Source organism: Anaeromassilibacillus sp. An200 (assembly GCF_002160025.1).
Taxonomy (GTDB): Bacteria; Bacillota; Clostridia; order Oscillospirales; family Acutalibacteraceae; genus Caccousia; species Caccousia stercoris.
Genome location: NZ_NFJU01000020.1, coordinates 1 through 12,557, shown reverse-complemented (window position 1 = coordinate 12,557; position 12,557 = coordinate 1). Strand labels below are relative to the sequence as shown.

The window sequence follows — 12,557 nt, the reverse complement described above, 5'->3', positions numbered from 1 at the left end:
TCCCGCCGGAAAGAGAAATAGAGAGATTGAAGAAAAAGGATTGTTGCGCAGCATGCCACAGGAAAAAATCAGACTTCAGAAAATCATAGCGGATCGCGGTTTGGCTTCCCGCAGGAAAGCGGAGGAATGGATCGCGGCCGGGGAGGTCAGCGTCAACGGAGAAACCGCACAGCTGGGGGATAAGGCCGATCCCGATACCGATCGGATTATTGTGCGGGGAAAACCGCTGGCCGCCGCGCAGGGGAACGTTTATCTGATGCTCCATAAACCGCGCGGGTACATCACCACCATGAGCGACGAACGCGATCGCAAATGCGTGGCCGAGCTGATTCCCGATGTGGAACAGAGAGTTTATCCGGTAGGCCGTCTGGACAAGGATTCAGAGGGCCTTCTTTTGATGACCAATGACGGCAACTTTGCCAATGCCATGCTGCATCCGGCCCGTCATGTGCCCAAAACCTACCGTGTTACGGTGCATCCGGGTGTGACGGATGAGCAGCTCGCTCAAATGGAAACGGGCATGGTGATTGACGGAAGAAAAACGGCGCCCGCCCGTGTTCGTGTGCTGACAGAGGAAAAGGGACGGGTTGTGCTGGAGATCGTTCTGTATGAAGGAAGAAACCGGCAGATCCGCAACATGTGCGAGCAGCTTGGTCTGGAGGTAGCGCGCCTGCGCCGCATTGCGATGGGCTCCGTCCGTCTCGGCATGCTGCCTCCCGGAAAATGGCGGGAGCTGACCCCCGAGGAGGTGCGGCGTCTGAAGGAGGAAGCAAAGCCAAAGGACAAGCCACACAAGAAAAGAAGGGGGAGCGCCGGATGATTACCATTTTACCGGTACAGGGAGAACCGTTTGCACAGGTTCGGCAGATGCACCCCGAAGTCACGGATCTTCTTGTGATGAAAGATGGGGAACAGGAGCTGGGATCGATCGGGGTATCTGCCGGAAATTCCAGCCTGGAGATCTGCTGCCTGGAGGTTTCCTGTGAGGAGGAAGCCGAACGCCGCTTTTACGCGGACAGCCTTCTGCGTGCGGCTGCTTCGCTCGCTGCAAACCGGGGGGCCTATCGGATTGTCTGCTCTCTTTCTGCGTGGGCATCTTTTTTGCGTGCGGAGGGGTTCCGGGAGGAGGAGGAACGATTCGTTCTGCAAACCGAACAAATCGTAAAATTTTGCAAGGATTGACACTTTTTCTACAAATAGTGCTTGTCAAGATTCTGAGAATATATTATAATAATTTCAATTGCTGTTATTGATCGAACGATGGCTTCATTCAATAGAAGGAGGAATTAACATGAGTAACGTAAGCAATGCGGAGCTCCTGCGGAAGGCCCGGGAAGAGGCAAAAGCTTCCAAGGGATACCAGCGCATTACTGCATTATTCGACGAAGGCACATTCAATGAGGTGGACGGGCTGGCAAAGTCCGGAGACGGGCTGGCTGAGGTCGTTGCCGGCTATGGTCTCGTGGCAGATTGCCCTGTCTATGCGTTTGCGCAGAACAGCGACGTTTCCGGCGGCGCTATGAGCAAGGCGCAGGCGGCCAAGATCAAGAAGGTGTACGATCTGGCTGTCAAGACCGGCGCTCCCGTGGTGGGGATTTATGACTCCATCGGAGGCCGTCTCTCCGAGGGCGCCGATTTGCTGGCTGCTTACGGTGAGATCCTGAAAAGCAGTGCTGCTCTGTCCGGCGTGGTTCCTCAGATTTCCCTCGTGCTTGGTCCCTGCATCGGCACCTCTGCCATGATCGCGGCCAACGCAGACGTGATTGTGATGTCTGAAAAGGCAGAGCTGACAGTTTCCACGGGCGGCCTGAATGCTTCTGCTGAAGAGGCGGCGAAGACCGGCGTGTGCAGCATTGTGGCCAAGACGGAAGAGGAAGCCATGGAAAAGGTGAAGGATATCCTTGTCACGCTTCCCTCCAACAATCTCAGCGGCGCGCCTGCCGCAGAGGTCGCCGCAGTCGGCGCTCCCTGTGCGGTTGCCTCCTCCGATGCGGAGGACGTTATCGTGGCTGTAGCTGACCCCGACACCTTCCTTGAGCTTTCCGCCTCCTTCGGCAAGGCTGCGGTGACGGGTCTGGCCCAGATTTCCGGCGCTTCTGTCGGTATCGTTGCCTACACGGGTGAAATTGATGCGGATGCCTGTGCGAAGGCGGCTCGCTTCGTTCGCTTCTGCGATGCATTCTCTCTTCCGGTGGTTTCCTTTGTCAACGCCACGGAGTTTGCTTCCCTGCGTGAGGCGGTCAAGCTTTCCAATGCATACGCGGAGGCCACCTGCGCCAAGATCACCGTGATCACCGGCGAGGCTTATGGCCCGGTTTACATTGCGGTTGCCGGCCGCGGCGCGAACGCGGATTATACGATGGCCTGGACGGATGCTGTGGTATCCCCGATGGCTCCCGCCGCCGCCGCTCTGTTCCTGCACAGCGAGGAACTCAAGGGTGCGGAGAAGCCTGTTGAGGCCCGCAAGGCTCTTATCGAGGAATACAAGAAAACGGAAGCGACTCCTCTTTCTGCTGCCGCTCAGGGCTACATTGAGGACGTGATTCTTCCTGAGGAGACCAGAGACCGCGTGATTGCCAATCTGGCTATGCTTTCCAGCAAGCGCGTCTCCAACCTGCCCAAGAAGCACAGCAACATCCAGCTGTAAGAGTGAATATTGTTAGGAGGACTACCGATATGAAAAATCTGAAGATTACCGTCAACGGCGTTGCTTATGATGTTCAGGTCGAGGAGACCGGCGCCGGCGCTCCCGCCGCTCCTGCCGCTGCCCCGGCTGCCGCCCCCGCTCCCGCTCCGAAGGCCGCTGCTCCGGCTGCGAAGCCGGCTGCTCCCGCCGCAGGCGCTGAGGTTGTTTCCAGCCCGATGCCCGGCACGATCGTGAGCGTTGCCGTGACGGCTGGCAAGGCTGTCAAGAAGGGCGAGGTCCTTGTTGTTCTTGAGGCTATGAAGATGGAAAATGAGATTATGGCTCCGCACGATGCGACTGTGGCCGCTGTTCATGTCAACAAGGGCGACAGCGTCGAGTCCGGCACGGCTCTGGTCTCTCTCCAGTAAAGAAGAGAAGCTTTGGCTCACATACTTTCAAAAAGGAGAGAGAGAATATGGCAAAGAAGATCGGGATTACCGAGACGGTGCTGCGTGACGCGCACCAGTCTCTGATTGCAACAAGAATGCCGATTGGCGACATGCTTCCCATTTTGGAGAAGATGGACAAGGTCGGCTTCCATTCTCTGGAGTGCTGGGGCGGCGCAACGTTCGACGCCTGCCTGCGCTTCCTTAACGAGGATCCGTGGGACAGACTCCGTACCATCCGCAAGATGTGCCCCAACACGAAGCTGCAGATGCTATTCCGTGGCCAAAATATGCTGGGCTACCGTCATTATGCGGATGACGTTCTGGAATACTTTGTGCAGCGCTCTGTCGCAAACGGTATTGATATCATCCGTATTTTCGACGCGCTGAACGATATCAAGAACCTTCAGACAGCGATTAAAGCTGCAAAGAAGGAGGGTGCACATGCGCAGGTGGCTATTTCCTATACCACCGGCCCGGTGTTCACCCATGAGTATTATATGGACTATGCGAAGCGGATCGAGGCGGCGGGAGCCGACTCCATCTGCATCAAGGATATGGCTGCTCTGCTGACTCCCTATGAGACGGAAGGCCTGGTCCGTGATCTGAAGCAGGCTGTTTCTATTCCGATTCAGCTTCACACCCATTACACCTCCGGCCTGGCCTCCATGTGCATCATGAAGGGCGTCGAGGCTGGCGTTGACGTGGTGGATACCGCCATGTCTCCTCTGGCTCTCGGTACGTCCCATGCACCGACGGAGTCCATCGTGGCTGCCCTGCAGGGTACCGAGTACGACACCGGCCTGGATCTGGTGCTGCTCAATGAGATCCGCGAGTACTTCATGGGTCTGCGCAAGAAGTATATTGAAAGCGGTCTGCTGGATCAGAGCATGCTGGCAACCAATACCAAGGCGCTGATTTACCAGGTACCCGGCGGCATGCTGAGTAACCTTCTCTCCCAGCTCAAGCAGGCTGGCAAGGCCGACCAGCTTGAGGACGTGCTGCAGGAGGTTCCGCGCGTCCGTAAGGATTCCGGTTATCCGCCGCTGGTTACCCCGACCTCTCAGATCGTCGGTACGCAGGCTGTGTTCAACGTGATCAACGGTGAGCGCTATAAGATGTGCACCAACGAATTCAAGGATCTGGTTTCCGGTAAGTACGGCACGACCCCGGTTCCGGTGGATCCGGAGTTTGCCAAGAAGATCAACGGCGGCAAAGAGATCATCAACTGCCGTCCCGCCGATCTGCTTGAGCCCGAGCTGGAGTCTCTGCGCAAGGAGTGCGCCGAGTGGATTGAGCAGGAGGAAGACGTTCTCTCCTACGCTCAGTTCCCCAAGGTGGCTCTGGACTTCTTCAAGAAGCGTCGTGACGCCAAGTATGGCATTGACGGCAAGCACGGCGATGCTGCCAAGGAGATTCATCCCGTCTGATTTTTCATCGGAAATAATAGCGGCAGGCTTTTCCTCTTATGGGGAGAAAAGCCTGCCGCTTTTTTGTGAAAAAACATGGGAAGAAGGTTGACAAATTCTTCACATGATGCTATGATGATACCGTCATATGAATAGCTGTCTTCGGGGCGGGGTGAAATTCCCCACTGGCGGTAATGCGGCATTTGCCGATGAGCCCGCGAGCGTAAGCTGATTTTGGTGCGATCCCAAAGCCAACGGTACAGTCCGGATGAAAGAAGCGGATATCAGAAGGTATTTTTGTGCGCCCCTTTGCCTTTTTGGCAGAGGGGCGCTTTTTTTGGTTCCTCCTGACCCGCACCGCGGTAAGACTGCAAACATGAAATGGAGGAATGACTTATGACAAATGTAACTGCGAAAACCTCTGCCGCCGCCCGCTCCTCTCAGGTGCGGAAGCTGGCGGTTGCCGCTCTGTTGAGCGCAATGGCAACGGTGCTGATGTTTATCAGCTTCGGCCTGCCGTTTCTGCCTTCCTACCTAAAGGTGGATTTTTCTGAGCTTCCCGCTCTGCTGGCTTCCTTCGCGCTTGGTCCGGTTTATGGTGTGGCTGTCTGCCTGATCAAAAATCTCTTTAACCTTCCCGCAACGACAACAGGCGGCGTGGGGGAGCTGTGCAATTTCCTTTTGGGCGCGCTGTTTGTTCTTCCCGCCGGTATCCTGTACCGCAGAAAGCCCAGCCGGAAAACAGCTGTCATCAGCATGGCTGTAGGAGCACTTGTGATGACGGTGTGCAGCTTCTTTGTCAATGTGTATCTGGTGTATCCGGCATATCTGCTGGTCATGCCGGAACAGGCCATTGTGGACATGTATAAGGTGCTGGCTCCTTGGGCGGATGAAATTTGGAAGGGAATTTTGACCTTCAATGTCCCGCTGACGCTTGGAAAGGGAATTTTGGATTCTGCTCTGACTTTCCTGCTTTATAAGCATCTGTCTCCCATTTTGAAGGGCAAAGTTTGAATGAGATTGTTTACAAAATGTTCATAACATGCAGAAGGTCTCTGTGCTATAATGTAAATGTAAAAATTAAATAGCCCCTTATCAAGAGTGACGGAGGGAACAGGCCCTATGATGTCCGGCAACCTGCGAAAGCAAGGTGCTAATTCCTGCGGGTAACCGAAAGATGAGGTTTTTTAGAAGCCGCTTGAAGTACCCGAGCGGCTTCTTTTTGTGGTCAAGGGGCTGCGCCCGGTGGGATTTCTCCACCGAAAATGAGAAAGGCAGGGTGTCAAATGGAAAAGTACTTATTTACTTCGGAATCTGTCACGGAAGGTCATCCGGATAAAGTGTGTGACCAGATTTCCGACGCAGTGCTCGACGCGATTCTCACACAGGATCCGCAAGCGCATGTGGCCTGCGAGGTGACAGCTACCACCGGTGTGGTCCATGTGATGGGTGAAATCTCCACGGAGTGCTATGTGGATATTCCCGCGATTGTTCGCGATGTGGTGTGCTCCATTGGCTACGACAATCCATCCTATGGATTTAACGGCAGCACTTGCGGCGTCCTCACCTCGATTGATATGCAGTCTCCGGATATCGCTATGGGCGTTAATGAATCCTATGAAGCACAGAACGGGGCACAGGATGAGAATGACAGAATCGGCGCGGGCGATCAGGGAATGATGTTCGGATACGCATGCGATGAAACGCCGGAACTGATGCCTCTGGCGATTTCCCTCTCGCATCAGCTGGCGAAGAAGCTGGCAGCGGTGCGCAAGAGTGGGGAACTGCCGTATCTGCGGCCTGATGGCAAAACGCAGGTCACGGTAGAGTATGTAGACGGTAAGCCTTCCCGCGTGGATACGGTTGTGGTGTCCACCCAACACGATCCGGATGTTTCGCTGGAGCAGATCCGCCGTGATATCGTGGAGCATATTGTCCGTCCGGTGATTCCGGCGCAGTGGCTGGATGAAAATACGAAGTATTTCGTGAACCCGACCGGCCGTTTTGTCATCGGCGGCCCCGTGGGTGACTCCGGCCTGACGGGACGCAAGATCATTGTTGATACTTATGGCGGATACGGCCGCCACGGCGGCGGCGCCTTCTCGGGCAAGGATCCGACGAAGGTGGACCGTTCCGCCGCTTATGCCGCCCGCTATGTCGCGAAAAATATCGTAGCGGCGGGCCTGGCAAAGAAGTGCGAAGTGGAGCTGGCGTATGCCATTGGCGTGGCGCATCCGGTGTCTGTCATGGTGGATGCGTTCGGCACCTCCGCATACAGCAATGAGCAGCTGGCGGAGGCTGTCAAGAGCGTGTTTGATCTCCGACCGGCCGCTATCATCCGTGATTTGGATCTGCGCCGTCCCATCTACAGAAAGCTGGCGGCATACGGGCACATGGGCCGTGAGGATCTGGGCGTCACCTGGGAACGCACCGATCGCACGGAGGCTTTGAAAAAGGCGCTTTCCTGATTTTTTCTTTTCTGAACATAAATCACCTCGCTGTCATACTTTGGCAGTGAGGTGATTTTTTATGCTGGTGTTTTTGGGAAAGGTATGTCTTTCGCTGCTGTTGATTTTGGGAGCCGTCGAAGCGATTCGGATTTTTCTCCGTGCTTTGCTGCACACAGGGAAAACAGGAAAAATCTATTTCATTCTCGCTTTCCGAGGGCATGATGAGGAAGCAGAACTTGCCCTGCGGGCAGCGGTACAGAAGCTGAAATGGCTTGGCGGTGGGGACGAAAAGCGGATTCTCTGTCTGGATTGCGGCATGGATGAGGAAACAAGGGAGATCTGTGAGCATCTGGCAGAGCAGTATGGCATTATTGAGATTCGGGAAGGAATGAAAAATGAGGAGATCTGATTTGCAAATCCATGAAGATTGTATTATACTGATACTATATGTCGCACAGGACGTCTGATTGAACGTGCGGCAGAGAGAAACAGGCGGCTGGAAAAGGCAGGCGGATGGGGAGAGCGGATGAGCGAAGAACAACTGCTGGAAATGTCGGGAAGCGTGGAGAGTATCGTTTTCCGAAATGAGAAAAATGGATATACGATTCTGGAGATGAACAATGGCCAGGAGCTCGTTACCGTTGTTGGCAGCCTGCCTTGGGTCAGTGTGGGAGAGGTGCTGCGTGTCATGGGGAAATGGACAAAGCACCCAACGTTCGGAACGCAGTTCAAAGCGGAAGGCTTTGAGCGGTATAAACCGGAAACCTCCTCCGCTATGCTCAAATATCTTTCCTCCGGAGCTGTAAAGGGGATCGGGCCCAGTACGGCGGCAAGGATTGTGGAGACCTTTGGAGACAATACGCTGAAGATTCTCGAGGAAGAACCTGAGCGCCTGAGTGTGATCAAAGGGATTACAAGAGCAAAGGCCCTGAAAATAGGCGAGGAATTCCGGCAGGCGCACGGTGTGAGGGACGCGATGGAGACACTGTGCGCCTATGGATTGACGCCGGAGGAAGCTTTACGCCTGTGGAAGGTGATGGGGCCTGCGTGTGTGGATTTGATTCGCGAAAATCCTTACTGCATCTGTGAGGAAGGGGCGGATATTCCCTTTGAAAAAGCAGATGCGATTGCCGAGGCACTGGAGCGCCCGCAGGATGACGGATGGCGGGTGCGCGCCGGTTTGGAATATGTTCTGCGCCATAATCTGAACAACGGCCATACCTGTATTCCGGCGGGAAAGCTTTCGGCAGCGGCGGCCGGGATGCTCGGTGTCCCACCGGAGCTGACGCAGGAGGCTTTGGAGGAGCTGGTGGGGGAGGGTTCCCTGATCCAGCGGGAGATGGACGGAAAAGATCTTGTGTTTTTACCGCGCCTGTTTCAGGCGGAGGTGTATGCCGCCAGCCGGATCCTCACCATGCTTCGGTTTCCCGCGCAGCCGGTCGCCGGTGCGGTGCGCTCCATTGAAAGGATAGAGCAGGAAACAGGGATTTCCTATGCGGAGCGTCAGAAGGAGGCGATCCGGCAAGCGCTGGACAAAGGTCTCTTGATTCTGACCGGTGGCCCCGGAACCGGAAAAACCACAACGCTCAACGCGATCATCCGGCTGCTCAAGTCAAACGGAGAAAAGGTGCTGCTGGGCGCTCCCACAGGCCGTGCGGCTAAGCGGATGAGCGAATTGACCGGCGAGGAAGCCAAAACCATTCATCGCCTGCTGCAAGTGGAGTGGGACGAAAACGATCATCAGATGTTTGCCAAAAACGAGAAAAATCTTCTCGATTGCGACGCGCTGATTCTGGACGAGCTTTCCATGGTGGATGTTCTTCTGTTTGACGCGCTGCTGCGCGCTTTGCCATTAGGCTGCCGTTTGATTATGGTGGGAGACTGTGATCAGCTTCCCAGCGTTGGTCCCGGTAATGTGCTTGGAGATTTGATTGCGTCTGAAAAGGTACCCGTGGTGCAGCTCAATGAAATTTTTCGCCAGTCGATGCAGAGTTTGATCGTCACAAGCGCTCACCGCATTGTGGCAGGGCAAATGCCGGAGCTGACCAACCATTCCAGCGACTTTTTCTTTTTACCCTGTGGAGATGCGGAGGAGCTTGGCAATTTGATTGCCGATCTGTGCCGCCGCAGGCTGCCAAACAGCTATGGCTATTCCCCCTTAACAGATATTCAGGTCCTGACACCGGGACGCAAGGGAGATCTGGGAACGGCAGAACTGAACCGCCGTCTTCAGGATGCTTTGAACCCGCCGGAAAAAGGAAAAAAGGAAATCTCCATCCATGGCGTGTTGTTCCGGGAAGGCGATAAAGTCATGCAGGTGAAAAATGATTACCACCTGGGCTGGACGAAATTTGACGGAACAACCGGGGAGGGCGTGTATAACGGGGATCTGGGGATTCTGTGCGAGATTGATCGAAGGGCTTCCACGGTAACGGTGCAGATGGACGATCGGCTGGTGCTGTATGAGCTGGAAACAGCCGCCGAGCTGGAACTGGCCTATGCGATGACTGTACACAAAAGCCAGGGAAATGAGTTTCCGGCTGTGGTGATGCCCATATTCCCCGGCCCCTCCCAGCTCTCATACCGCAATCTGCTGTATACGGCTGTCACACGGGCAAAGGAACTTTTGATTTTGGCTGGTACCCGGCAGGCATTGGCCGCTATGGTGGAGAACAACCGCAAAACCAGAAGATATTCCGGTTTGTGTGGGTTCCTCAACGGCGAGGGGATGAATGCATGAGTCTTTGGGAGTGGGGACAGGCATTTCTTGCACTTCTTTTTCCGGAGAGATGCCCGTTTTGTGACGCAATCTCTGTGGGTGGAGGCCCTTGTGAGGTTTGCGCTTCGCACGATCTTTGGGAAAGCTGTGTGCGCGAACTTCCTGAGCCGGGGAACGTGCTGTGTGCTTCGCCCTTTCGATACGGTGGAGAGGTTCGCGAAGCAATTTTACGGTTCAAGTTCCGCGGACGCCGCGACTATGCACCTTGGTTTGGAGGGGCGATTGCGCGGGAACTGCTTCATCGCGATCTGTTTCATAACGCTGTGCTGACGCCGGTACCTATCTCTGCCGAACGGATGCGTGAGCGCGGTTATAACCAGTCGCTTCTTCTGGCGCGTGCTGCGGCACGGGTACTGGGAATTCCCTATGTGGATCTTTTGGAAAAGGTGTCGGAAAACCAGACGCAGCATTTGCTGAATCTGGAGGAGAGAAGAAAAAATGTCCGGCATGTTTATCGCGTGAAAAACGGGAAGGCTATCCAGAAGGAGATCATTGTGCTGGATGATATTGTTACGACTGGATATACACTCGCGGAATGTGTGGAGACTATACAGGAAGCGGGCTTGCGTGTGAGGTGCTGTGCAGCTCTAGCATCCGCGGAGGATCATGATCGGGAAGCTGGGCAGGAAGATGAAAAAAGAGGAAAACTGTAACATTTTCTTCATAAAGAAAAGGCAGGATTCCTGTATAATAAACGATGTATGAGCAAGGAAGAAGGATGTGAGGAATTGCTGGGAACTGATATTGCAATCGATCTGGGCACTTCATCCATTAAGGTGTATCTGGATGGAAAAGGAATTGTTCTGCGGGAGCCTTCTGTCGTCGCGGTAAATCAGGATACGGATACGGTAGTGGCGGTAGGGCATGAGGCGTATGCCATGATCGGGCGTACCTCAGACAGAATCAATGTGGTGACGCCGCTGTTTAACGGAGTGATTTCCGATTTTGATTTGGCGCGTCATTTGGTTACGCATTATCTTCGTCAAATCAACGGCAGCAAAGTATTTATGCCGCGTGTGGTGGTCAGTGTTCCCTGTGAAATCACAGAGGTGGAAAAGCGAGCTGTTGTAGATTCCATCAGCTCCTCCAGCGTGCGAAAAATCTGTCTGATCGAAGAACCGGTTGCCGCCGCGCTGGGAGCAGGGATCGATATTTCCGCTCCTCATGGATCGCTGGTTATTGATATTGGAGGTGGTACCACGGATATGGCGGTGCTTTCCCTGAGCGGAATCTCGATTTCCACTTCCATCCGCACAGCCGGAAATCTGTTTGACGATTGCATCATCAAGTACATTCGCCGGAAATACAATCTGATTATTGGCCAGCGGATGGCGGAGGAAGCCAAAATCGCTATTGGCTGCGTCTATCCTCGCCGTGAGCTGCTGACGCACCGCGTCAAGGGGCGCAATGCCATGACCGGTTTGCCGCAGTGGGCGGATATCACAAGCGATGAGATGCTGGAAGCCATGATAGATCCGGCTATGCAGATTGTGCGCGCTCTTCAGGATCTGCTGGAGCGCACACCGCCGGAGCTGGTGGGAGATATCTTTGAGGACGGCGGTGTTTTGACGGGAGGTTCCGCCAAAATTTTCGGTTTCTCACAGCTTCTCAGCCGCAAGGCCAAGATGCCGATCCGCATTGCGGAAAATCCAGAGGATTGTGTGGCTTTGGGAGCAGGAAAGGCAATTCCATTTATCGACGAAATCGACAAGAAGGACTACGGCACGCTTAACCCGCTGAGTGCGGCATACTAAGTTTTAGATCAAACTGCCCCCGCGGTTTGGAGCCCTCTGGCAGGGGTGACTTTACAGGTGCCTCAATCCCCGGCGATATTGCTTCGGCAGTATTTGCCGGGGTTTCTTTTTGCCTTATGTACCCCGTATCTCAGGGTTGAAGAAAATTCTAAAACTCACTATAATGGAAGATAAAAAATCAGCGCTGCCAAACGGGGAAAAACGTCGGGCGGCAACGGGAACGAGGAAGTTTTCGAGGGGAATTGAGGTGATAATGTGGAGATGTTCTTTTACTGTACACCGCATAAGTTGAAAGAATTGTTTTTTGAAATGGAACAAAGATATTCTCTTATCTATCAGCCGTTCTTTGGAAGGCTCCCAAGTATAGAGGAAATTGATCTTCCACTTGGAAAACCATTGCATTCTTGTCGGGAGTTTCACGATTTCGGGAAAGCATATTCTGGGACGCCGTTTTTCTGGATCTATACACCGGATGACACTTCTGTTGAAACTGATACTCCTGTGTCTCTGAGGTTTAGCGGTCCTCCTGTATATTTGAAAGATGACCATGTACTTTGTGAAGGATCGTTGTTTTTATCGGCAGAGAATAAAGCTGCTTTACCGAGAACACTTTATAAAAATATAAAGCATTTCTTTATGCAGCATTTTGTGAAATTTGGTTATTGTTATATAGAGCCAGATGTATATTCTAATCGGAATGAATACCTGTTTGTTCAGCGTGATTATAACTTTTTGTCTCCTGCATGGTGCTTTGATGGCTCTGATAAACATATTCCCATAGACATTGATACTTGGTATGTACGGCAAGGGAAGAATATGGAGTGTTACCAGTCGCCAAAGTTAAAAATTGTATTTTTCACCCCCATATCCGATTTAGTACAAATTCTCTTGGAATTAGAATCAAAGTATAAAATCAAGTATGTGGAAACTATTTATCAAGAAAGAACCATTCACACTCAGAATGTATTTTATTCGGCAAAAGCACTTGCTACGAAAATAAGTAGCGAGGGCGTGTACCTTGACAAACAGGTTTTCAATGCCTCATGAAAAACCATCGCAGCACAAAAAGCGGCAGGCCAAAACCTGTCGCAGG

The 12,557-nt window shown here is 53.4% G+C and carries 12 protein-coding genes and 2 riboswitches; all 12 genes read left to right on the top strand.

Annotated features, from left to right (window positions below):
* The first annotated feature begins 52 nt into the window (after positions 1-52).
* The 12 genes from B5F35_RS10865 to B5F35_RS10810 all read left to right on the top strand — a co-directional run bounded on the left by B5F35_RS10865 (position 53) and on the right by B5F35_RS10810 (position 12,511).
* Positions 53-820 carry a pseudouridine synthase gene (locus B5F35_RS10865; RefSeq protein ID WP_087240976.1) on the top strand — a complete coding sequence of 256 codons (768 nt, stop codon included), beginning with the start codon at positions 53-55 and terminating at the stop codon, positions 818-820.
* Positions 817-1,182, top strand: coding sequence for a hypothetical protein (locus B5F35_RS10860; protein WP_087240863.1), 366 nt, complete (start codon positions 817-819; stop codon positions 1,180-1,182). Before B5F35_RS10865 ends, B5F35_RS10860 begins: the two co-directional genes overlap by 4 nt.
* Before the next feature lie 109 nt (positions 1,183-1,291).
* Entirely contained in the window at positions 1,292-2,647 is a 1,356-nt protein-coding gene (locus B5F35_RS10855; protein WP_087240861.1) for an acyl-CoA carboxylase subunit beta, read from the top strand.
* Positions 2,648-2,676: 29 nt separating this feature from the next.
* A complete protein-coding gene (locus B5F35_RS10850; protein ID WP_087240859.1) occupies positions 2,677-3,054 on the top strand; it encodes a biotin/lipoyl-containing protein in 378 nt (125 codons plus the stop codon).
* A 47-nt stretch (positions 3,055-3,101) separates the two neighbouring features.
* A complete protein-coding gene (locus B5F35_RS10845; protein ID WP_087240857.1) occupies positions 3,102-4,502 on the top strand; it encodes an oxaloacetate decarboxylase subunit alpha in 1,401 nt (466 codons plus the stop codon).
* 133 nt (positions 4,503-4,635) lie between these two features.
* A riboswitch (FMN riboswitch) is annotated at positions 4,636-4,764 on the top strand.
* Positions 4,765-4,877: 113 nt separating this feature from the next.
* On the top strand, positions 4,878-5,495 hold the full coding sequence (locus B5F35_RS10840; protein WP_087240855.1) for an ECF transporter S component: 618 nt from the start codon (positions 4,878-4,880) through the stop codon (positions 5,493-5,495).
* 75 nt (positions 5,496-5,570) lie between these two features.
* Positions 5,571-5,665: riboswitch (SAM riboswitch) on the top strand.
* 102 nt (positions 5,666-5,767) lie between these two features.
* A complete protein-coding gene (metK, locus tag B5F35_RS10835) occupies positions 5,768-6,949 on the top strand; it encodes a methionine adenosyltransferase (RefSeq protein WP_087240853.1) in 1,182 nt (393 codons plus the stop codon).
* Positions 6,950-7,010: 61 nt separating this feature from the next.
* Positions 7,011-7,340: a hypothetical protein gene (locus B5F35_RS10830; RefSeq protein ID WP_087240851.1), complete on the top strand. Its 330-nt coding sequence runs from the start codon at positions 7,011-7,013 to the stop codon at positions 7,338-7,340.
* Positions 7,341-7,457: 117 nt separating this feature from the next.
* Complete coding sequence (gene recD2, locus B5F35_RS10825) at positions 7,458-9,671, top strand: SF1B family DNA helicase RecD2 (protein WP_087240849.1); 2,214 nt, start codon at positions 7,458-7,460, stop codon at positions 9,669-9,671.
* Entirely contained in the window at positions 9,668-10,363 is a 696-nt protein-coding gene (locus B5F35_RS10820) for a ComF family protein (RefSeq protein WP_087240847.1), read from the top strand. Before recD2 ends, B5F35_RS10820 begins: the two co-directional genes overlap by 4 nt.
* 75 nt (positions 10,364-10,438) lie before the next feature.
* On the top strand, positions 10,439-11,464 hold the full coding sequence (locus B5F35_RS10815; protein WP_242969491.1) for a rod shape-determining protein: 1,026 nt from the start codon (positions 10,439-10,441) through the stop codon (positions 11,462-11,464).
* A 255-nt stretch (positions 11,465-11,719) separates the two neighbouring features.
* Positions 11,720-12,511, top strand: a complete 792-nt coding sequence (locus B5F35_RS10810; RefSeq protein ID WP_140401202.1) for a hypothetical protein — start codon at positions 11,720-11,722, stop codon at positions 12,509-12,511.
* Positions 12,512-12,557 lie beyond the last annotated feature (46 nt).